General features: G+C 59.9%; 20 protein-coding genes and 2 pseudogenes. 17 read left to right on the top strand and 5 right to left on the bottom strand.

Annotated features, from left to right (window positions below; translation table 11 throughout):
- Window positions 1–21 precede the first annotated feature (21 nt).
- Entirely contained in the window at window positions 22–1,638 is a 1,617-nt protein-coding gene (locus P3R82_RS00110; protein ID WP_283192512.1) for an extracellular solute-binding protein, read from the bottom strand.
- A 245-nt stretch (window positions 1,639–1,883) separates the two neighbouring features.
- Between P3R82_RS00110 and P3R82_RS00105 the strand changes: the two genes are divergently transcribed.
- The 10 genes from P3R82_RS00105 (at window position 1,884) to P3R82_RS00060 (ending at window position 10,742) form a co-directional block, all read left to right on the top strand.
- Entirely contained in the window at window positions 1,884–3,110 is a 1,227-nt protein-coding gene (locus P3R82_RS00105) for an FAD-dependent oxidoreductase (protein WP_283192511.1), read from the top strand.
- 91 nt (window positions 3,111–3,201) lie between these two features.
- Complete coding sequence (gene purU, locus P3R82_RS00100; protein ID WP_283192510.1) at window positions 3,202–4,086, top strand: formyltetrahydrofolate deformylase; 885 nt, start codon at window positions 3,202–3,204, stop codon at window positions 4,084–4,086.
- 179 nt (window positions 4,087–4,265) lie between these two features.
- On the top strand, window positions 4,266–4,607 hold the full coding sequence (locus tag P3R82_RS00095; RefSeq protein WP_183898724.1) for a hypothetical protein: 342 nt from the start codon (window positions 4,266–4,268) through the stop codon (window positions 4,605–4,607).
- 51 nt (window positions 4,608–4,658) lie between these two features.
- Window positions 4,659–5,237, top strand: a complete 579-nt coding sequence (locus P3R82_RS00090; protein ID WP_283192509.1) for a hypothetical protein — start codon at window positions 4,659–4,661, stop codon at window positions 5,235–5,237.
- Window positions 5,238–5,482: 245 nt separating this feature from the next.
- On the top strand, window positions 5,483–5,821 hold the full coding sequence (locus P3R82_RS00085) for a hypothetical protein (RefSeq protein ID WP_283192508.1): 339 nt from the start codon (window positions 5,483–5,485) through the stop codon (window positions 5,819–5,821).
- A gap of 179 nt (window positions 5,822–6,000) precedes the next feature.
- Window positions 6,001–7,194: a ubiquinol oxidase subunit II gene (gene cyoA, locus P3R82_RS00080; protein ID WP_283192507.1), complete on the top strand. Its 1,194-nt coding sequence runs from the start codon at window positions 6,001–6,003 to the stop codon at window positions 7,192–7,194.
- An 18-nt stretch (window positions 7,195–7,212) separates the two neighbouring features.
- Window positions 7,213–9,213: a cytochrome o ubiquinol oxidase subunit I gene (gene cyoB / locus P3R82_RS00075; protein WP_283192506.1), complete on the top strand. Its 2,001-nt coding sequence runs from the start codon at window positions 7,213–7,215 to the stop codon at window positions 9,211–9,213.
- 1 nt (window position 9,214) lies between these two features.
- Complete coding sequence (gene cyoC / locus P3R82_RS00070) at window positions 9,215–9,835, top strand: cytochrome o ubiquinol oxidase subunit III (RefSeq protein WP_283192505.1); 621 nt, start codon at window positions 9,215–9,217, stop codon at window positions 9,833–9,835.
- The gene (gene cyoD / locus P3R82_RS00065; RefSeq protein ID WP_183898719.1) at window positions 9,832–10,203 is read left to right on the top strand and encodes a cytochrome o ubiquinol oxidase subunit IV; all 372 of its coding nucleotides are present in this window, start codon (window positions 9,832–9,834) and stop codon (window positions 10,201–10,203) included. Before cyoC ends, cyoD begins: the two co-directional genes overlap by 4 nt.
- Before the next feature lie 167 nt (window positions 10,204–10,370).
- A complete protein-coding gene (locus tag P3R82_RS00060) occupies window positions 10,371–10,742 on the top strand; it encodes a hypothetical protein (RefSeq protein WP_283192504.1) in 372 nt (123 codons plus the stop codon).
- A 319-nt stretch (window positions 10,743–11,061) separates the two neighbouring features.
- Here the strand turns inward: P3R82_RS00060 and treS are convergent.
- From treS to P3R82_RS00040, 4 genes and pseudogenes are all read right to left on the bottom strand, one after another.
- Window positions 11,062–12,735: pseudogene (treS, locus tag P3R82_RS00055) on the bottom strand (maltose alpha-D-glucosyltransferase).
- Entirely contained in the window at window positions 12,732–12,953 is a 222-nt protein-coding gene (locus P3R82_RS00050) for a hypothetical protein (RefSeq protein WP_283192503.1), read from the bottom strand. The pseudogene treS and the gene P3R82_RS00050 overlap by 4 nt, the downstream one beginning before the upstream one ends.
- A gap of 462 nt (window positions 12,954–13,415) precedes the next feature.
- Window positions 13,416–13,892 carry an MgtC/SapB family protein gene (locus P3R82_RS00045; protein ID WP_283192502.1) on the bottom strand — a complete coding sequence of 159 codons (477 nt, stop codon included), beginning with the start codon at window positions 13,890–13,892 and terminating at the stop codon, window positions 13,416–13,418.
- A gap of 238 nt (window positions 13,893–14,130) precedes the next feature.
- Window positions 14,131–14,817, bottom strand: a complete 687-nt coding sequence (locus P3R82_RS00040) for a transporter (RefSeq protein WP_283192501.1) — start codon at window positions 14,815–14,817, stop codon at window positions 14,131–14,133.
- A 475-nt stretch (window positions 14,818–15,292) separates the two neighbouring features.
- On the opposite strand from P3R82_RS00040, the pseudogene P3R82_RS00035 reads away from it, so the two are divergent.
- The 7 genes and pseudogenes from P3R82_RS00035 to P3R82_RS00005 form a co-directional block, all read left to right on the top strand.
- Window positions 15,293–15,871, top strand: a pseudogene (locus P3R82_RS00035) (GntR family transcriptional regulator); the annotation flags it as partial.
- A gap of 187 nt (window positions 15,872–16,058) precedes the next feature.
- The gene (gene kduI, locus P3R82_RS00030; RefSeq protein ID WP_283192500.1) at window positions 16,059–16,895 is read left to right on the top strand and encodes a 5-dehydro-4-deoxy-D-glucuronate isomerase; all 837 of its coding nucleotides are present in this window, start codon (window positions 16,059–16,061) and stop codon (window positions 16,893–16,895) included.
- Between the two features lie 4 nt (window positions 16,896–16,899).
- Window positions 16,900–17,655 carry a 2-dehydro-3-deoxy-D-gluconate 5-dehydrogenase KduD gene (gene kduD / locus P3R82_RS00025; RefSeq protein ID WP_283192499.1) on the top strand — a complete coding sequence of 252 codons (756 nt, stop codon included), beginning with the start codon at window positions 16,900–16,902 and terminating at the stop codon, window positions 17,653–17,655.
- Window positions 17,656–17,695: 40 nt separating this feature from the next.
- Window positions 17,696–18,379, top strand: coding sequence for an amino acid ABC transporter permease (locus P3R82_RS00020; protein ID WP_283192498.1), 684 nt, complete (start codon window positions 17,696–17,698; stop codon window positions 18,377–18,379).
- 7 nt (window positions 18,380–18,386) lie between these two features.
- Entirely contained in the window at window positions 18,387–19,040 is a 654-nt protein-coding gene (locus P3R82_RS00015; protein ID WP_283193459.1) for an amino acid ABC transporter permease, read from the top strand.
- A complete protein-coding gene (locus P3R82_RS00010; RefSeq protein WP_283192497.1) occupies window positions 19,024–19,752 on the top strand; it encodes an amino acid ABC transporter ATP-binding protein in 729 nt (242 codons plus the stop codon). The genes P3R82_RS00015 and P3R82_RS00010 overlap by 17 nt, the downstream gene beginning before the upstream one ends.
- A 59-nt stretch (window positions 19,753–19,811) precedes the next feature.
- The coding region (locus tag P3R82_RS00005) for a transporter substrate-binding domain-containing protein (protein ID WP_283192496.1) at window positions 19,812–20,570 on the top strand (759 nt) is incomplete at its 3' end.

Genomic DNA, 20,570 nt, shown 5'->3' with positions numbered 1-20,570 from the left:
CGCACATCCAGCGTCTGCTCGTCAGCTTTCCAGCGGATCCAGCAAGGTCGGCCAGGCCTGCTTGTTGGTCTTGATCGCTTCGACCAGCTTGTCTTCACCAATGCGGCGGGCAATGCGCGTCCATTGCTTTTCGGTGTCGGCCATCGCTTCCTTGGCGGTCTTGGCCTTGGTAAGCGCGGCCACCAGATTTTCATCGAGCGCGCTGTGGAACGCCGTGGCACCGGGATAGTTGATGGATGGAACTACGCGGCTGACGGTCTCGCGCACGACGTCCATGTGATAGGCGTGGTACGTGTCGCGGACCAGCGGATCAGCGAAATTGGCCAGCTGAAAGGGATCGAAATAGCCGCCCGGATTTGCCGTCATCCACGAGTAGATCCGGCTCGAGCCGAGCCATTGCAGCAGCAGGTAACAGACTTCCGGGCTCTTGCTCTGCGACGAGATCGACGCCGACAGATTGAGCCAGAGGACGGACCGGCGCACCAGATGGCCGTCGATCTCGCGGCCCGGCGGCAGCATCGAGCCGATCTTGCCGGTAATCTTCGAGCCTTCGTTGGCCTTGTTGTCGAGAAACTTCGGTAGGTTCGAGAAGGCGCAGGTCATGGCCGCGCCGCCACTTGCGAAGTTGCCGTATTGCTCCGGCCATCCCCAGGAGACGGCATCCGGCGAATGGTAGGACAGCGCGTCCACATATTCCTGGGTTGCCTGATAGCCGGCGTCAGAGTTGATCAGCGGCTTGCCATCGTCGCTGAACAGGTACTGGTTCGGCGACGCCATGGACGTGAAGCGCTGATACCAGTTGGTATAGCCCCATCCCTGGTTTCGAAGATCGGTACAGCCGAAGAGCCCCTTGTCCGGGCGATGGAAGAAGGCGGCGATTTCGTCGAGCTGCTTGAATGTGCGCGGCGGCGCGAGCGCATAGCCATGCTTGTCGGCGAAGGCCTTCTTCTCGGTCTCGTCGTTGAAGAGATCCGTTCGGTAGTTCCAGGTCTGGAAGTCGCCGTCGAGCGAAACGCCGTATGTCGAACCGCGATATTGGTTCAGCAGCGAAACGCCCGCCTTGCCGTTGACATAACCTCGCTGCGGATCATCCCACTCCGGTTTGTAGCTGGCGACGAAATCGTCCATCTTGATGATGCCGCCGGTTTCGGCCAGATCGCCAAGACGGTTCCACTCGACAGCATAAATGTCGAAGGCACCGCCCTTGGTGGAGATGTCCTGCATGGTCTTGGTGAATTCCTGCCCGTTCGGCACACCGACGACATCGAGAACGATCCCTGTTTCCTTTTCCCAGAGATCCTTGATCGAAGGCGCCCCGGCCGGGAACGGCTTCGTCAGCTGGCCAATAGAGCCGTCGGACAGGCCAAGAACGATCTTGGCGGGAGCCTTGCCTGCACCCTTCAGCGCCTTGACGCCCTCGATCGCACGCCCTTCCGGCGTGTCTGCGCCATACTGGTACCGCTCGGCGCCGGCAAAGCCGGTCGGCCCGCCAATCATGCCGGGGGCGAGCCCGTCTGCTGCGAACGCGCGGCCAGGACGGATAAATTGCGGGGCAATTCCCGCGGCGGCGGTCAACGCGAAGACGCGACCAGTCGTGCTCAACAGGTCGCGCCGCGACATGCGCATAGAATCTGACATTTGATGTTCCTCCCGGTCGGCGGTTCCTCCTCCTCCGACTTTGATGATTATTGACGCGTCAAAGATTTGATGTCAACATCATTTCCAATCATATTGAATTGGCGACTCCGAGGCCTTGCGGTTTTGCAGTGCAATAGCGCAGAGAGCAGGTCGCCAAAGCTAAATGCAGTCAGGTCTTCGATGATTTTTACCCAGATAAGGAACATCAAATCCAATCATTTGTGCCGCGCGGGACACCCGGTAAGATGACTGGAACCATTATCATCGCGGGAGCAGGATTGTGCGGCGCTCGCGCCGCCTTCTCCCTTAGAGAGCGGGGCTATGAGGGACGCATAGTGCTGATCGGCAGGGAGCGCCACGCGCCATACGATCGGCCACCTCTCTCCAAGCAAACGATCGACGGTTTGCAATCCATCCAGCACATCGCCGAAGACGAGAACTACAGGACCAGCCGGATCGAGCACATGGGCGGCGTCGACGTCATCGCCATCGATCGTCATCGACGGGCGGTCAGCCTGAGCGATGGCCGCACTCTGCCCTATGACAAGCTGCTGCTGGCGACCGGTGCGCGTCCGCGCGTGCTTCCCGGCGCCGAGAGCCTGACAAACGTGCTGACGCTGCGCTCGTTCGACGATGCCATGAAAATCCGCGACCGCATCGGGGTGAACCGCAGTCTGGCGATAATCGGCGGCGGCTTCATCGGGCTTGAGCTTGCCGCGACGGCGCGGCAGCTCGGGACGTCGGTGACCGTCATCGAGAGCCTGCCGCGTTTGATGGCGCGCGCGGTGCCTGCCGAGATCGCATCGATCGTCCAGGCCCGCCATCAACAGGAAGGCGTCGAAGTGCTCCTGAACGCGAGCATCGCGTCGCTTGGGCAAGACGACGACCGTGTCCGTATTCGCCTGACCGACGGCAAGGAGATCGATGCCGACCTCGCGGTTGTCGGCATCGGAGCCATCCCCAATACGGAGCTTGCGGAGGCGGCGGAACTAGCAGTCGATAACGGGATTGCCGTGGATGCCTTCATGCGGACGTCTGATGCGAACATTTTCGCCGCGGGCGATTGCTGCTCCTTCCCCCTCCAGGCTTATGACGGCAGCCGGCTCCGTCTTGAATCCTGGCGCTGCGCGCAGGATCAAGGGATCACGGCGGCGGCGAACATGATGGAAATCGCAACCGAGTATGATGGCATCCCCTGGTTCTGGTCGGATCAATACGATCTCACGCTGCAGATCGCCGGGCTGCCCAGCCATGCCACGGAAACGGTGCGGCGCGAGCTTCCCGACGGTTCCCTCCTGCTGTTCCATCTCGACGCGCGAGGGCGCCTGATGGCGGCGAGCGGTATCGGTCGGGGTAATGCGATCGGACGCGAGATCCGCCTTTGTGAAATGCTCATTTCCGCGAAGGCCCATCCCAGGCGTGAGGATCTCGCCTCGCCGTCCACCCGGTTGAAATCGCTGCTGGCGGCGTGAACGCACTCCCGATTGTCTATCTAAGCCGCCGCGCGACGCTCCGGTGCCTTGCGCTCTGCAATCCTCATTGTTTCAAGAAAGCCACCAGACCATGAAGAGCTATGTACTGACGGTATCGTGCAAATCGACACGCGGCATTGTCGCGGCGATCGCCAACTATCTGGCCGATCAGGGCTGCAACATCACGGATTCGTCCCAGTTCGACGACCTCGGCACCGGAAAATTCTTCATGCGCATCAGCTTCATCTCGGAGCAAGGGGTGAGCCAGAACACGCTGATCGACGACTTCCAGCCCGTGGCCACGAAATTCGGCCTTCAAGCCAGCCTGCACGATGCCGAAAAGCGCATGAAGGTGCTGTTGATGGTTTCGCGTTTCGGCCATTGTCTGAACGACCTGCTCTATCGCTGGAAGATCGGCGCGCTGCCGATCGACATCGTCGGCGTCGTCTCCAACCACTTCGATTACCAGAAGGTCGTCGTCAATCACGACATCCCCTTCCACCACATCAAGGTGACGAAGGAAAACAAGCCGCAGGCCGAAGCCCAATTGCTCGACCTGATCGACCAGAGCGAGACGGAACTTGTCGTGCTGGCACGCTACATGCAGGTGCTCTCGGATGCCATGTGCAGGAAGATGTCCGGCCGCATCATCAACATACACCATTCGTTTCTTCCCAGCTTCAAGGGCGCGAACCCCTACAAGCAGGCCTATGAGCGCGGCGTGAAGCTGATCGGCGCCACCGCGCACTATGTCACCGCCGATCTCGACGAAGGACCGATCATCGAGCAGGACGTCGCCCGCATCACGCACGCGCAGTCGGCCGAGGACTACGTCTCGATCGGCCGCGACGTCGAAAGCCAGGTGCTCGCGCGCGCCATTCACGCCCACATCCACCACCGCGCCTTCATCAACGGCAACCGGACGATTGTCTTCCCTGCCAGTCCCGGCTCCTTCGCCTCGGAGCGGATGGGGTAATCTCTCGCGTGATGCGGCTGGCCTCGCCGTCTCGGCGGCTGTTCGGGTACCGGCAGCCGAGTGCGCCGATCTTCGGTCTTAACCACGGCTCCCGAAAGCCTGAAGATCTTCACGGTCTCATCAGGTTTTCGTCAGGCAGGGAGGTTAACAGACGCGAAACGTCAACAGCGAGAACATAAATGTCAGAATTCATATCCTATCTTTTCATGCTGCTGGTTGTCGCTCCGCTTCAATCCGCGATCACCGACAACCTGAAGGAGGCTGGAGCGCAGGCGGAGGTGATACAGGTCGGGCAAGCGTGCCTTAACGCCGCCGTCCCGCAGCTCGTGAAGCAAGCGCAGGGCGATTACGTATGGGCAGCATCCACCGCGGCTGGCGTCATGTTCGGCTACATTCCTCCGACGAACCTGCTGACGGGAAAGAGCCCTGAATGCGACCGTCTCGTATCGCTGCTCGGCGACAAAGGCGGCAGCGGCGAGAAAATAGAATCGCAATCCGCGCCCGAAGCAAGCGACGTGTAGTCTGCATACCCGGGACTGGCGGGCGGGCAGATAACTTTGCCGTGAACCCCGATGCGGTCAGTTCATCGTCAGCTGTTCAAATTAGGTTTCTTACATACAAACCAAGGAACCCCCATGGACAGGACAAAACCTCGCTTTTCGAGCAACAAGGGCTATCTCGGACAATTGTCGGCATATCTTCCCCGTCGCGACAATGCCTTCGCGGCGGAGCAATGCGGAACGATTTGTCACCGGATCTCGAGAAGCGGCGCGGTCGAGATCCTGCTAGTTTCCTCACGTGAAACGGGCCGCTGGATCATCCCGAAAGGATGGATGAAACTCGACAGGGCGCCCTACGAGCAAGCCGCCGCGGAAGCATGGCAGGAAGCGGGCGTCATAGGTCTGGTTGAAAGGCGCCCCTTCGGATATTTTTCCTATCTCAAGCAGTGGGCGGACGGCACACGTTCGCCGACCATCGTCTCGGTGTTTCTTTTGCTGATGGAGCGTCTTGTCAACGGCTTCAGGGAAGAGAGCGAACGCAGACGAGAGTGGGTTTCCACGACGGAAGCAGCAAGGCGGGTTCAGGAACCCGAACTGAGAACGCTGATTCTGAAGGCCGGCCAGGCAATCGCCTCCGGCCGCGCCGGCTGAGGTGGAATCACTACGCAAATTCTCTGCTGTTCCGGCCGATAGTCCTGCAGACGCGAAGCGTGGGGCCGCGTTCCCGCGACATGAATTTGGTGCGCGCTTCGCCCCCCGGATCGCGCGATCATCTGAACGCCTGGATGTGGACCCGGCTTAGGGACAAATTGGCGCAGTCTTAGAATGCGGCTTTTGTTTTGGGTGGAGCTTTGCTAATCGTGCGTCGATTTTACGTCCTCTGCTGACCTAAACCTATGACAAGCAACGTTTTCGCCGGTTGGAAGACCGCAACTGTTCTGACGATGATCTTGATTCAGATCGTCTACGGAAGCCTGTGCGCGATTCCGCTGGCGGACCGGACTTTCGTTCCGTCGAGCGTTGCCGTCACCGCGCAGGAGCGCAGCTCCACCGCGGAAAACAAGGCGCTGCTGGCGTTCGATGCCGACGATCACGTTCGATGCGAGCAGCGGTGTCCGCGGGTCGAACTGGACAAAGTCGTATTATCGGAGGGATTGCCGTCTTCCGCGTCGGCAGCCTTCCCGCGCGAAAACCGGATCTATTTGATCTCGCGCCCCCCCAAACAGCTGGTCTAAGCAATCCATTCGGCCTTGCCGGGGCGTTTCGCCCCGAGTTGGCTCGATCATGGATTGGACACGACTGAGCAGACTCTTCGACCAGACCCCTGGCGAAGCGTGTGCGATGCGCACCGGGATCTCGTGAGAGCTGCCGGATTCATCCTGAAATTACAATGTCCTTATTGCGGGAGTCGAAAGTGCCTCTGTCGAAGAAGCTCTTTTGCCTCGCTGTCGTTACCTCACTGCCCCTCCTCAGCGGGTGCAAGATGGTGGTGATGTCGCCCTCCGGCGATATCGCGCGTCAGCAGGCGAACCTTATCATCGTTTCAACCGTGCTGATGCTGCTCATCATCGTGCCGGTCCTGTTTCTCACGTTGTATTTCGCCTGGCACTATCGCCAATCCAACAAGAAGGCGAAGTACGATCCGACATGGCACCACTCCACCAGGCTCGAAATCGTGATCTGGTCGGCTCCCCTGGCGATCATCATCGCGCTCGGCGCGATCACCTGGATCAGCACGCACAAGCTCGATCCATATCGACCGCTTGACCGCATCGATGCCGCCCGGCCTGTCACGGCCGACACCAAGTCGATCGCGGTGGAGGTCGTCGCACTCGATTGGAAATGGCTGTTCTTCTATCCGGAATACGGCATCGCCACCGTCAACGAACTCGCGGCGCCTGTCGATTCGCAGATCAAATTCAAACTGACGGCCTCATCGGTGATGAACGCCTTCTATGTGCCCGCGCTCGCCGGGATGATCTACACCATGCCCGGAATGCAGACCAAGCTCCATGCCGTCATCAACGAGGCCGGCACCTACGAGGGCTTGTCCGCGAACTACAGCGGTGAAGGTTTCTCCCAGATGCGGTTCAAGTTTCTGGGACTGGAGCAAGGCGATTTCGACCAGTGGGTCGCAAACGTCAAGCGCAACGGCACGGCGCTCAATCGCGACAGCTACCTGAAGCTCGAAAAGCCGAGCAAAGCCGAACCCGTGCGCTATTACGCGACGGTCCAGGACGGTCTCTACCGCTCGATCCTCAACATGTGCACCCGCGAAGGCCAGATGTGCATGGAAGAGATGATGATGATCGACAAGATGGGCGGGGCGGGCAAGGAGAGCCAGGAAAACCGGGAGCGCCTGGAGTTTCAAATGCCAGAGGCGGAGGAAGCAGGCGCGGAGGGCAATGGCCCGCTTGGCGCGGCCATCCCTGTCGCCGATCCCAAGCCCGCAATGCCGTCCATGCCGGGTATGTCAGGCATGTCAGGGATGTCGGGCATGTCGATGGACCACAACATGCAGAACATGCAGGACCCCGCGAGATCTGGAAGCGACGGGAACGGGCAGGAACCTAGTCCGCCCGACAACGGCGCTTCCGCGAAACCCTGAAGGATTCGGTAGATAAGAATGTTCGAAAATCTCACACTCGCCCAGCTCGTCTTCGGACGACTCACCTGGGACGCCATTCCATACGATCCCATCGTGCGCAGCACCTTCGTCGTGGTTGCGCTCGGCGGCATCGCGCTCGTCAGCTTGCTGACCTACTACAAGCTCTGGGGCTATCTCTGGAAAGAATGGTTCACCAGTGTCGATCACAAGAAGATCGGCATCATGTATATCGTTCTTGCGCTCGTCATGCTCCTGCGCGGCTTCGCGGATGCGATCATGATGCGTATCCAGCAGGCCATCGCGTTCAATGGAAATGAGGGCTATCTGAAGCCCGATCACTACGATCAGGTCTTCACGGCGCATGGCGTGATCATGATCTTCTTCGTGGCAATGCCTTTCATCACCGGGTTCATGAACTATATCGTGCCGCTCCAGATCGGCGCGCGCGACGTGTCGTTCCCGTTCCTGAACAATTTCTCGTTCTGGATGACGACGGCAGGCGCGATCATCGTTATGATCTCATTGTTCGTCGGCGAGTTCGCCAAGACGGGCTGGCTGGCCTATCCTCCGCTTTCCGGCTCTGATTACAGCCCGGGTGTCGGTGTCGACTATTATATCTGGGGCCTCCAGGTCGCTGGTGTGGGAACGACGCTATCGGGCATCAACCTCGTCGCAACCATCGTCAAGATGCGTGCTCCAGGCATGGGCTTCATGAAGATGCCCGTGTTCACCTGGACCTCGCTCTGCACCAACATCCTGATCGTTGCGACCTTCCCGATCCTGACCGCAACGCTGGCGCTCCTGTCCGCCGACCGCTACCTGGACACCAACTTCTTCACGAACGATCTCGGCGGCAATCCGATGATGTACGTGAATCTGATCTGGATGTGGGGACACCCGGAAGTTTACATCCTGATCCTTCCGGCTTTCGGCATCTTTTCCGAAGTCGCGTCGACGTTCTCGGGCAAGCGCCTGTTCGGTTATGCCTCGATGGTGTACGCGACCTGCGCGATCATGATCATGTCCTACCTCGTCTGGCTGCACCACTTCTTCACGATGGGCGCTGGGGCTTCCGTCAACGCCTTCTTCGGCATCGCGACCATGATCATCTCCATTCCGACAGGAGCGAAGATGTTCAACTGGCTGTTTACGATGTATCGCGGCCGAATCCGCTACGAACTGCCGATGTACTGGCTGATCGGCTTCATGGTGACCTTCGTCATCGGTGGCATGACCGGTGTCATGCTGGCCATTCCGCCAGCCGACTTCGTACTGCATAACTCGCTGTTCCTGATCGCCCACTTCCACAACGTCATCATCGGCGGCGTGCTGTTCGGCCTGATGGCAGGGGTGGCGTACTGGTGGCCGAAGGCGTTCGGCTTCAAGCTCGACATGTTCTGGGGCAAGATGACCTTCTGGTTCTGGCAGATCGGCTTCTTCTTCGCCTTCATGCCGCTCTATGTGCTCGGCCTGATGGGCGTTACCCGCCGTACATCGCAGTTCGATGACCCGTCGCTGCAGATCTGGTTCATCATCGCCGCATTCGGCGCGGTCCTGATCGCTCTCGGCATCGTATCCTTCATCATCCAGATGGCCGTCAGCATCATGCGGCGCGACCAGCTGCGTTGCTCGACGGGCGACCCGTGGGGTGGCCGCACGCTGGAATGGGCGACCTCCTCGCCGCCGCCGGAATACAACTTCGCGTCCACGCCTGTCGTGCACGAGTTGGATGCCTGGAGCGACATGAAGGACAACGGCTACGAGCGTCCGACCACCGGCTTCCGGCCGATCCACATGCCGAAGAATACGGGCACGGGCGTGATCCTGTCGGCAATCAGCATCGCGCTCTCTTTCGCGTTGATCTGGTACATCTGGTGGCTGGCGCTGGTGTCTTTCGTGGCCATCATCGTCGTCTCGATCGCCCATACCTTCAACTACAACCGCGACTTCTACATCCCGGCGGAAAAAGTCACCGAGGTCGAAGACGCACGTACAAAGCTGCTTGCCGAGAGGACCTGACATGGCAAACCCTATCGAAGCCGTCCCGGCGAAAAAGCAGTTCCATCTCGAGGAGGAGCATCATCCCGAGGGGAGCACGAACCTCGGGTTCTGGCTCTACCTGATGAGCGACTGCCTGATTTTCGCGGCTCTCTTCGCCACTTATGCAGTGCTCGGCGGCAACTATGCCGCCGGCCCCGCGCCCGCCGATCTTTTCGATCTCAGGTTCATCGCCCTTGCGACGCTGATCCTGCTCGTGTCGTCGATCACCTACGGCGTCGCGATGATCCGCGCCGAGCGCAATGACAAGGCTGGCACGCTGTTGTGGCTCGGCATCACCGGCCTGCTCGGTCTCGCATTCCTCGGTCTCGAAGTCTTCGAGTTCTCCACCCTGATCGCCGAAGGAGCCGGCCCGCAGCGATCCGCCTTCCTGTCCGCGTTTTTCGCGCTGGTGGGCACGCACGGTCTGCACGTTACCTTCGGGATCGTCTGGCTCGTCGTGCTCATGGTGCAGGTGTGGAAGTTCGGCCTCACGCCGGAGAACCATCGACGGCTGATGTGCCTGTCGATGTTCTGGCACTTCCTCGATCTGATCTGGATCGGTGTCTTCTCCGTGGTTTATCTTATGGGAGTTGTCGTATGACTTCGAAATCCACTCACGATCACGCCAGTCACCAAGCGGGTCACGCTTCCTTGAAGGGTTACCTTACCGGCTTCGTTCTCTCGTTGATCTTGACCGCCATTCCGTTCTGGCTGGTGATGGGCAACGTCCTCGAGAGCAAGCCGCTGACGATCGCGTTGATCATGATCTTTGGCGGCATCCAGATGGTCGTCCACATGATCTACTTCCTCCACATGAACAGCCGTTCGGAAGGGGGCTGGACGATGATGGCGCTGATCTTCACGATCGTGATCCTCGTGATCGTTCTCGTCGGATCTCTCTGGGTCATGTACCACCTTAACGCCAACATGATGCCGATGTCGCCGGAGATGATGAAGAACATGCCATGAGGCGGTTCGTTCCAACCCCTCTCAAGCGCTTCTGACGCTCATCCTCATGCGCGGGATCGGTCCGCCCTTCCCGCGCATGAGACCATAATCCTGAGACCCGGAAGGGTCGATCACGGGCCTGAGTGGTGGGATCTCGCTCTCTCCGGCTTATGTTACTTCGCGAGCAAATGCCCTTCTTTCTCGTCACCCATCGATCACTTGTTGAAGCCGATGACGTTGAGCACGCCGCCCGCAAGGCGATCGCTAAAATCGAGAGCGGCGGCAGGTTCGAAGTGGAGGTTAAGTCCGACGTGGCGACCATCGCAACCGTCGTCATAGACAGGGATCGGACGGAGACGACGTCCGCAACGGGAAAATCCGCGCCCGGGCCGGAGGCAACACCCGATCCTGATGTTCCCGCGGCGAAACCTGGTCAGGCTGCTATCGAAAAAGCCGTGCGAGCCAATATTCCGCAACGCCCAGACAGGCGAACCGCCGCGATCGTGCAGGTCTTCCTTGCCGGACTTACGCTGGCCTCTCTCTGTCTCGCATTGCTTTGACTGTCGAAGGCAACGGTAGAGGCCGGCTCTCACGAGCCATCGGCGCGCCGCCACACCACGCCAATGCTGGATGGCTTTTTTAGCCTCACAAAACGCGGCTATTCATCGCGATTGCGTCAGACCCAATATTCCAGCCGAAACACAGCCTGCAACGAACTCCTTGAGATCGGGTCGCGTAACATAGTGCTCCCCCAGCCAAGGAGGAACTCGTGCGAAATGAAGCGGCAAACCGGTGTTACCTGATGTCTTCGAAATCTCAACGATGCTTAGGCCCGACCGGCCGAAAACACGAGATCGCCCGTCGCCCCTGATCTTGCGGCTATCGTGGTTTGGTCAGCTTTAGCCAGAAATAGGCATAGGGCTGGAATGTCAGCGGGTAGCTGTCCCGGCCGATAGCGGGAAACGATGCGCCACCCGACAGCTCAACCGGCACCAAACCTTCGAGGTCGGGAAGGGAAAGCTTCACCGCCAGCGACGTGTCGGAGAGATTGGCGGCGCACAGGATCACATCGTCCCCGCATGTCCTGAGATAGGCGATCACGCTGTCGTTGTCGGTCTTGACGAACCGCATATTGCCGCGCCCGAAGGCGCGGTGCTCTCGGCGCAACGTCAGCATCTGCCGGGTCCAGTTCAAGAACGAATGCGGATCGTCATCCTGCTCGGCGACGTTGATCGCGGCGTAGCTGAATTGCGGATCCTTGATGACGGGCAAAGCCAGCTTGTGGGGCGCCGCATTCGAAAAGCCCGCATTCTCGGCACTCGACCACTGCATCGGCGTCCGCACCCCGTCACGATCGCCGAGATCGATATTGTCGCCCATACCGATCTCGTCACCGTAATAAAGAACCGGACTTCCGGGCAGCGACAACAGCAGCATGTGCAGCAGCTCGATCTTCCGTCGGTCCTGATCCATCAACGGCGACAGCCGGCGGCGGATGCCGAGGTTTAGCCGCGCGCTTGTCGGCGGCATAGGTGTCCCAGAGAAAATTGCGTTCCGCCTCCGTCACCATCTCCAGCGTCAGTTCATCGTGGTTGCGAAGGAAGATCGCCCATTGGCATTCGTCAGGTATGGAACTCGTCTGCCTCAGGATCGTCTTGATCGGTCTGGCGCTTTGCTTCGCCAGCGCCATGAACATGTGCGGCATGAGCGGAAAGTGAAACGCCATATGGCATTCGTCGCCGTCGCCAAAATATTCGCGCGCTTCTTCCTGCCAGAGATTGGCCTCGGCGAGCAGGATCACATTTGGATGCTTCTCCTCAAGCTTCGCACGGATGTGTTTCAGGAGGGCATGGGTTTCGGGGAGATTCTCGTTGTCGGTATGCTCACGCTCGACAAGGTGGGGAATGGCATCGAGCCGGAAACCGTCCACACCCTTCTCCAGCCAGAAATTCATGGTAGAAAGCAGTTCCTCGACCACCGCGGATTCCGATAGTTCAAATCCGGCTGGTGGGAATAGAAGCGGTGCCAGTAGTAAGCTTTGGCGACGGGATCCCAGCTCCAGTTCGATTTCTCCGTATCGATGAATATGATGCGCGTTTCCTCGAATTTGTCATCCGTATCCGACCAGACGTAATAATCTCGCTCGGGCGAGCCTGCCGGAGCGCGACGGGCGCGCTGAAACCATGGATGCTCATCGGAGGTATGGTTGACCACAAGCTCGACGATGACGCGAATCTGTCGGACATGCGCCTCATCGATGAAGGCCTGGAAGTCCTCGATCGAGCCATACTCGGCGCTGACAGCACGATAATCCGAGATATCATATCCATCGTCACGGCGTGGAGATGGGTAGAATGGCAATAGCCAGATCGTGTTGACCCCGAGTGAAGAGATATAATCAAGCTTGCGTGTCAGCCCGTTTAGATCGCCCACGCCGTCTCCATTGGCATCGAAGAAGCTCTTGATGTGGAGCTGGTAGATGACCGCATCCTTGTACCACAGCGGGTCGCCGCTCAATTGGTGGTCTCGCACCGGCCTCTCGTATCGGTTCATTGGGCGGTCACCCGCCAGACCGTGTTGCCGACGTCATCGGCGAGAAGCGCTCCGATAAAGCAGGCAGCGGCGAAATGCAGGGGGATGGAGCGGAAGGAAGATTTGAAAGCCCGCAAGGGCTGGGAGACGGCATGGGTCATGGCCATTGTCCAAAGAGACTGGAAACTCGATGGTGAACTGGCAATCGCGCTGATTGTTCCCACCACGGCCGTATTCACCGACACTTGTCCCGTCTGGCGTCGTCGTTGATCCACGGTGTGCGGCACGGAGTCTGGAGGAAAGGTTCGAACGCTCGTGCGTGCGAGGCGATCTATGTGTTTCGCGAACGCAGCCACGGAAGCTGTGCCACCTGAAATGGCCCGATCGCCGAGTTACTTTGACTGTAAAAAGCCGTAGCCATATCCATCGCTTGCAGACAGTCTTCCGCGATAACCAGCACGCAGCGCCTCCTATTGCCGCCAAGCGCGGCAATATGCCTTCCGGTTAGGCGCGTTGGGCTTTTCGTCCGAATAAAGCACGCGTTCGACAAGGGTCTGTGGCTTGGAAAGCGGGCCATTCCAGAAATGCTTGAGGAAACGTTGGCTCGCCTACTCGCCCCGAACCGAACAACCTTCGAGGTAAATTAAGACCCCCGCCCCGCCACAGCCATACCCGACCACCGGCACATGGGAACTCTGCTGTTAGGCGCCTTCCTCGCCATGTTGCGGCCGCTCGATTTCCTTGCCTTCCTGCTTGAAGCTGGTCATGACCCGCAATGTGGCGAAGGTGGCGATGGACAGTACGATCGCTGTCTCGTAATTGCCCAAGCCAACCGCTACCCCGATGGCGCCTGTCGCCCAGAGGCTCGCGGCCGTTGCCGTGCCGCGGATGCTTGCCTTGCCGACGAGTATGGCCCCGCCGCCGATAAAGCCGACGCCATTGATAAGGCCCTCGATAATCCTTGCTGTGGCCTCGGCACTGCCGCGCGTGACATTTTCGGCAGCGAGGATGAAACCGCAGGCCGCGATTGCCACGATCGGAAAGGTGCGCAGACCCGCGCTCCGTTCGTTTCGCTCGCGATCCCATCCGATCGGAAGGGCCAAGACATAGGCGATGATCAGTGTGGCAAGACCCTTGAGGAACTCCAGATCTATTCCGACGACATTCAGCCATTCCATCAAACGACCGGTCTCCTGTTGCTTTGCTGACGGAAGGAGATGGAAGTCTCGAAAAGACTGACAAGATCACTTGGCATGGATTTCGCGGGCGCCATGCAGCACCGAGCTTCTCTTCCTCGATCGATAGCCGCGTGAGCGGCATTCCACCCCGTGTCGCGGCGATCGCGAGGGGAGCACAATGGTGAGCCGCTTGTCTCGGAGGAGAGCGATCCCTGCTCCGCCCCCATTGACAACGTGCTTATGCCATAAGTTCCTCGATCACGAGCAGGATCAGAAAGCCCGCGAAGAACATCGCCGTCACCCACGGGCGGTCAGGTGTCTCGTGCGCATCGACCAGCAATTCCTCCGTGACCAGATAAAGAAGGGAAATCAGGCCGAAAGCGAGAAATCCCGTCATCACCGGTCCCGGCAACATCGCGACGGGCGCCGCCAGAAGCGCTCCCGCCGGCAGGAGCAGCAGGAGCACGGCGATCGTCGTGACAATCCGCAGACGGGATTTCACCGTTTCAGCCATTTCCGTCGCAACCGTCAGCCCGAGAAAGAGCACCTCCAGCGTCAAGGCGATCGTCAGCAGCAGCCCTGTTCGCGCACCGGCCGCAAAGCCGATGCCGAGCACCAGTCCATCGACGAGGATGTCGATCGCGACCGCCACCAGCAGTCCGGTGGAGCCCTTGAGAAAGCCCTCCATCTGCTTGACCATCAGCATGGCGACGACGCCGGCCACGCCGCCAATCGCCGTCGCCCAGACAGACCCGCCGTGCACCACATCGGGAAGAATCTCGCCGGCCGCGGCGGCGAACACCACACCGGCGGCGAAATGCTGAATGGCGCTGATGGCTATCGGGCTCGGACGTGCGAACAACGCGACAATGGCACCTGCCAAAGCGGCAAAGGCGGGAATCAAGGTGTAGGTTAGAACCATCATGCGTCTTCCAATCCCCGGATATGGACCTTCCGAAGAAGGTCTGTCGGATGACCTAAGTCAAAGGATGAGCAAGGCAATGGTGGCCACCCGCCTCGATAGCGGGACGCACCACGACCACCATCAAAAGCAACAGTAAAATCCATTGATTGCGACGCCTCGGCAAAGGGCTGCACATGTCATTGGCGTTTAACAGCGCCGTAAGCATCGAGCCACTCGAAAACGTACCGCGTGCCGTCGCTTCGTCAAGTCGCGCAGGTGCTCGCCAACCGAGTTGATGATATTCGACCGTTCCACACGCCTCTACCTGTAATTGCTGACCTACGAACAGGCGAGAAGCACTGTCATCGCCGAGCTTTACCCCCCGCTTGCAATAAGTTGGATACTAATATACTACTTCTTTCCAAGCCATTGGGAGGTGGCGTCAGGTGGAGAAAACCCTCGGGCAAATGATTGCTGACATGTTGTGTGCCGCGCGATGAGCGAAGCCCGCAAGAGACGCTCGCTCGCCGGTGTCACCCACCTCTCGCATCAGAGAGCGGCCGCCCCGCGCGCGGCGACGCTCGTCTACAACACGCTGCGCGATGACATCATTTCCTTGCGCCGAAGGCCGATGGACCTCCTCAACGAGAAGGAGCTGGAGGCGCATTTCGGCGTCAGTCGGACGCCCATCCGCGAGGCGATCCTGCGCCTTTCCGACGATGGTCTCGTCAATGTCTTTCCGCAGTCCGGCACCTTCGTTTCACGCATTCCGCGTCACGCGCTGTATGAGGCGATACTGGTGCGCAAGGCGCTGGAGGATACGACGGTGTCGATCGCCGTCGAGAAGATCACCCCGGCGGGCATTCGTTCGCTCGAGCGTAATCTGGCCGATCTCAGCGCCTGCTTGCGCGACGACGATGTCGCGACCTTCCATGTCGTCGACAACGATTTTCACAAGCTGATCAGCGATATCTCCGGCTTTCCCGGCATCTGGGCGATCATCCAGCAGGTGAAGGTCCATTCCGATCGCTACCGCCTGCTGACCCTGCCGCAGGAGGGGCGTCTTGCCCGCGTCATCGAGGAGCACTCGGCGGTGATCGAGTGCATGAAGACGGGCGACAAGGCCGGGGCGCGGCCGCCATGGGTTTCCATCTCGGCAGGTTGCTCGGCGAAGTCGAGAAGGCCGAAATATGGGATCCGAACTATTTCATCGAGGATGCAAAATCTCCCTTGGCATCCATTGAAGAGAAGGGAAAAAGTCAATGAAGATCGACGTCCGTCACGCTTCCCATCCGGAAGCCGTTCGGGGCTACGACACGGAAACGCTGCGCCGCCATTTTCTGATCGAGACGGTGTTTGCAGGCGGCGAAATCCGGCTCACCTATTCCCACTATGACCGCATGGTCATTGGCGGCGCGATGCCGCTCGGCGAAGGCCTTTCGCTCGGAGCGCCGAAGGAAATCGGACAGGAGACCTTCCTGGCCGAACGCGAGCTTGGCGCGCTGAATATCGGCGGCGCCGGCCGTGTCGTCGTCGATGGTAGCATCCATGAGCTTCAGAAATACGATTGCCTCTATATCGGCAAGGGCGCCAGGGATGTCCGTTTCGAAAGCACTGACGCTGCCGACCCCGCGAAGTTCTATCTGGTCTCGACGCCGGCGCATGAGGCGCATCCGACCGTGCTTCTGACGCGCGACAAGGCGCGCCATCTGACGCCCGGCGAAGCGGCGACTGCCAACAGGCGCTCCATCTACCAGTTCATCCATCCCGAAGTCTGCCAGTCCTGCCAGTTGACCATGGGCTTCACGATGATCGACGCCGGCAGCGTCTGGAACACCATGCCGGCCCATACGCATGACCGGCGCATGGAAGCCTATCTCTATTTCGACCTGGAAGCCGATCAGCGCGTCTTCCATTTCATGGGCGAGCCGCAGCAAACCCGCCACATGCTGGTTGCCAGCGAACAGGCGATCATCTCGCCGCCCTGGTCGATACACTCGGGCGCCGGCACCAAGAATTACAGCTTCATCTGGGCGATGGCCGGTGACAACAAGAGCTTCACCGACATGGACCATATCGCCATCGCGGATCTGAGGTAGGACGATGGCCAATCCGTTCGATCTCTCGGGGCGCACCGCCATCGTTACCGGCGCCAATACCGGCATCGGTCAGGGCATCGCTGTCGCGCTCGCCGAGGCTGGTGCCTCGATTGCTGCCGTCGGCCGCTCGTCGATGGAGGAGACCAGAGAGCTGGTCGCCAGGACGGGCGTGCGCTTCCACGCGATCAGGGCCGATCTTGGTTCGATCGCTCCGGTCAAGGATATCGTTGCCGAGACCCTCTCGGTCTTCGGCTCTCTCGATATCCTGGTCAACAATGCCGGTATCATCCGTCGTGCCGATGCGATCGACTTCACCGAGGAAGATTGGGACGCCGTCATCGATACCAATCTGAAGACGGCCTTTTTCCTATCGCAGGCGGCTGGCAGGCACATGCTGGAAAAGGGCAGCGGCAAGATCGTCAACATCGCCTCGCTCCTGTCTTTCCAGGGCGGCATCCGTATTCCGTCCTATACGGCGTCGAAGAGCGGGCTTGCCGGGATCACCCGGCTGCTTGCCTGCGAGTGGGCCGGCAAGGGCGTCAACGTCAACGCGATCGCGCCCGGATATTTCTCGACCAACAACACGACGGCGCTGCGCGAAGACCCGGATCGCAACGCCGCGATCCTGGCGCGCATTCCGGCCGGGCGCTGGGGCACGCCATCGGAACTCGGCGGTGCCGCTGTATTCCTGGCATCGGCAGCATCCGACTACGTCCACGGTACCGTCATCCCCGTCGATGGCGGCTGGCTCGCACGATAAGGCATTGGCGTCGGCGTGATCCGCCGCGCACGGAGGAGTTATGCAGTATCAGTTCGATTTCGGGGCGCTCTTGCCCTACTGGCAGGATTTCCTGTCCGGCGCACTGACGACGATCGAGATCACCCTGTTCTCGGTGATCATCGGCATGGGCATCGGCGTGGCCTGCGCCATTGCCCGCCGCTCGAACTCCGCCATCCTGTGCGGCATGGTCAGCGTCTATATCGAAACGGTGCGCAACACGCCTTTCATCGTACAGATCTTCTTCATCTTCTTCGGCCTCTCGTCGATCGGCTTTCGCCTGCCGATCATCGCCGCGTCGGTCTTTGCGATGGTCATCAATGTCGGCGCCTATACGGCCGAGATCGTGCGTGCCGGCATGGATCTGATCCATCCGAGCCAGATCGAGGCGGCAGAGGCGCTCGGTCTGTCGAAATTCCAGATCTACCGCGACATCATCCTTCTGCCGGCGATCGAGCGCGTCTATCCCTCGCTCTCCAGCCAGTTCATCCTGATGATGCTGTCGACGTCGATCTGCTCGCAGATTTCGGCCGAAGAGCTGACGGGTATTGCCAACAACATCCAGTCGAACACCTTCCGTTCGCTCGAAACCTATTTCGTCGTCGCGCTCCTCTATATCGCGATCACCTATCTGATGCGCGCCGCCTTCTTCGGGCTTGGCCTCGTTGCATTCCCGCGCCGTCGCCGGCTCGGGCTCGGCGTGTGAGGTGACGATGCTCGGCGCGTTTTCGACCAATCATCTCTTCTACCTGCTCAACGGCCTGCTCTGGACCGTCGTGCTCTCGGCGCTGGCCTTCGTGCTCGGCGGCATTGCGGGCTTCTTCGTCATGCTTGCGCGCATCTCGCGCTTCCGCTGGCTGCGGCGCACGGCGCTCGTCTACATCCAGATCGTCCAGGGCACGCCGCTGCTGATCCAGATGTTCCTGCTCTATTTCGGCCTCGGCGTCTTCGGCATCTCGGTTCCGCCGCTCGTCGCCGCCGGCCTCGGCATGATGGTCTATTCGAGCTCCTATCTCGGCGAAATCTGGCGCGGCGCGGTGGAATCGATCGCCAAGACGCAGTTCGAGGCGGCCGAATGCCTGGGCCTCACCCGCTGGCAGGCATTGCGCGACGTCATACTACCGCAGGCGCTGAAGATCGCCACGCCGCCGACGGTCGGGTTTCTCGTCCAGCTCGTCAAGAATACCTCCCTCGCATCCGTGGTCGGCTTCCTGGAGCTGACGCGCGCGGCGCAGGTCATCAACAACTCCCTGTTCCAGCCGTTCCTGGTCTTCGGCGTCGCAGCGCTCTTCTATTTCTGTGTCTGCTATCCGCTGTCGGTCTGGAGCCGTTCGCTTGAGAGGAAACTCAATGCCGGCCGCCGTTAAACTCACCAATGTCGTCAAGCGTTTCGGCGCCCTCGAGGTGCTGAAGGGTGTGTCCTTCGAGATCAATACCGGCGAGGTCGTGGCGCTGATCGGCCAGTCCGGTTCCGGCAAGAGCACGGCGCTGCGCTGCATCAACCGCCTGGAGACGATCCAGGACGGCACGATCGAGGTCTGCGGCCACCGCGTCGAGGATCCGAAGCTCGATCTGCGCGCGCTGCGCCGCGATATCGGCATGGTATTCCAGAGCTACAATCTCTTCCCGCACATGACCGTCGCCGAAAACATCATGCTGGCGCTGCGCCGCGTGAAAAACATGCGCAAGGACCAAGCGCATGAGATTGCCAGGCAGGTCCTCGCCAAGGTCGGCCTGTCGGAGAAGATCGACAACTATCCGGAACAGCTCTCCGGTGGCCAGCAGCAGCGCGTGGCGATCGCCCGTTCTCTAGCCATGCAGCCGAAGGTGATGCTGTTCGACGAGGTGACCTCGGCGCTCGATCCGAAACTGACCGGCGAAGTTCTGCGCGTCATGGAAGATCTCGCCCGCGGCGGCATGACGATGATCGTTGTCACCCACGAGATGGGCTTCGCCAAGCGGGCCGCCAATCGCGTCATCTACATGCATACCGGCAAGGTCTGGGAGACCGGAGGGGCTGACATCCTCTCCAATCCGCGGACGCCGGAACTGAAGGAGTTCATGGCCGAAGAGCTGTGAGCTCAGGAGGAGGACCTGCGCGAAACCGCAGGGTCGGGTAAACGAGAGAGGAGACTCATATGCCGACGAAAATGATTTCGAAACTGGCGCTCATCGCCGGCGCGGGCCTGCTGGCCTTTGCATCGGTCGCCAATGCCGACGTGCTTGAAAACATCAAGAAGGCCGGGAAGGTCCGCATCGCCGTGGCGATGGGCATTCCGGAATATTCCTTCGTCGATGAAAACCTGAAGCCGACCGGCTCGGATGTCGAAACCGCCAGGCTGATCGCCAAGGATCTCGGCGTCGAACTGGAGTTGGTGGAAATCACCAACGCCGCCCGCGTTCCCTCGGTTCAGACCGGCAAGGCCGACATGGTCGTCTCGTCGCTTGGCATCACCGAAGAGCGCAAGAAGGCGATCGACTACTCCGTTCCTTACGCGACGCTCGCTCTCGTCGTTGCCGGTCCGGGTGACGTCGCGATCAAGGACTATGCCGATCTTGACGGCAAGCGCATCGGCGTGACGCGCGCCACAACCAACGACCAGGACATCACCGCCAAGGCCAAGGGTGCAGATATCGTCCGCTTCGAGGATGATGCGACGCTTATCACCTCGGTTGTCTCGGGCCAGGTCGACATCCTCTCCAGCCAGTCGGCCGTCATCAACGGCATCAACAAGAAGATGACCGCCAATCCGCTGCAGGTGAAGTTCACCCAGAAGGAAACCAATCTCGGCATCGGTATCCCGAAGGGCGAGACGGCTCTGAAGGGCTGGCTCGACGGGTGGGTCAAGACCAATTTCGAAAACAAGGTGCTGCGCGACATCTACCGCAAGTACCAC

The sequence above is a fragment of the Rhizobium sp. AN80A genome (assembly GCF_030053015.1).
Classification (GTDB): Bacteria; Pseudomonadota; Alphaproteobacteria; order Rhizobiales; family Rhizobiaceae; genus Rhizobium; species Rhizobium metallidurans.
The sequence above is the reverse complement of the archived record's forward strand: the minus strand, read 5'-3'. Positions and strand labels throughout refer to the sequence as shown.

What these genes read in the sequence shown, in the direction of transcription:
- P3R82_RS00090 (WP_283192509.1), top strand. Translation starts at nt 4,659, where the DNA reads ATGCGGTCAGTTCATCGTCAGCTGTTCAAATTAGGTTTCTTACATACA.
- P3R82_RS00110 (WP_283192512.1), bottom strand. Translation starts at nt 1,638, where the DNA reads ATGTCAGATTCTATGCGCATGTCGCGGCGCGACCTGTTGAGCACGACT.
- cyoB (WP_283192506.1), top strand. Translation starts at nt 7,213, where the DNA reads ATGTTCGAAAATCTCACACTCGCCCAGCTCGTCTTCGGACGACTCACC.
- cyoD (WP_183898719.1), top strand. Translation starts at nt 9,832, where the DNA reads ATGACTTCGAAATCCACTCACGATCACGCCAGTCACCAAGCGGGTCAC.
- P3R82_RS00015 (WP_283193459.1), top strand. Translation starts at nt 18,387, where the DNA reads ATGCTCGGCGCGTTTTCGACCAATCATCTCTTCTACCTGCTCAACGGC.
- cyoC (WP_283192505.1), top strand. Translation starts at nt 9,215, where the DNA reads ATGGCAAACCCTATCGAAGCCGTCCCGGCGAAAAAGCAGTTCCATCTC.
- P3R82_RS00045 (WP_283192502.1), bottom strand. Translation starts at nt 13,892, where the DNA reads ATGGAATGGCTGAATGTCGTCGGAATAGATCTGGAGTTCCTCAAGGGT.
- purU (WP_283192510.1), top strand. Translation starts at nt 3,202, where the DNA reads ATGAAGAGCTATGTACTGACGGTATCGTGCAAATCGACACGCGGCATT.
- P3R82_RS00105 (WP_283192511.1), top strand. Translation starts at nt 1,884, where the DNA reads ATGACTGGAACCATTATCATCGCGGGAGCAGGATTGTGCGGCGCTCGC.
- P3R82_RS00040 (WP_283192501.1), bottom strand. Translation starts at nt 14,817, where the DNA reads ATGATGGTTCTAACCTACACCTTGATTCCCGCCTTTGCCGCTTTGGCA.
- P3R82_RS00060 (WP_283192504.1), top strand. Translation starts at nt 10,371, where the DNA reads ATGCCCTTCTTTCTCGTCACCCATCGATCACTTGTTGAAGCCGATGAC.
- P3R82_RS00010 (WP_283192497.1), top strand. Translation starts at nt 19,024, where the DNA reads ATGCCGGCCGCCGTTAAACTCACCAATGTCGTCAAGCGTTTCGGCGCC.
- P3R82_RS00095 (WP_183898724.1), top strand. Translation starts at nt 4,266, where the DNA reads ATGTCAGAATTCATATCCTATCTTTTCATGCTGCTGGTTGTCGCTCCG.
- kduI (WP_283192500.1), top strand. Translation starts at nt 16,059, where the DNA reads ATGAAGATCGACGTCCGTCACGCTTCCCATCCGGAAGCCGTTCGGGGC.
- P3R82_RS00085 (WP_283192508.1), top strand. Translation starts at nt 5,483, where the DNA reads ATGACAAGCAACGTTTTCGCCGGTTGGAAGACCGCAACTGTTCTGACG.
- kduD (WP_283192499.1), top strand. Translation starts at nt 16,900, where the DNA reads ATGGCCAATCCGTTCGATCTCTCGGGGCGCACCGCCATCGTTACCGGC.
- P3R82_RS00020 (WP_283192498.1), top strand. Translation starts at nt 17,696, where the DNA reads ATGCAGTATCAGTTCGATTTCGGGGCGCTCTTGCCCTACTGGCAGGAT.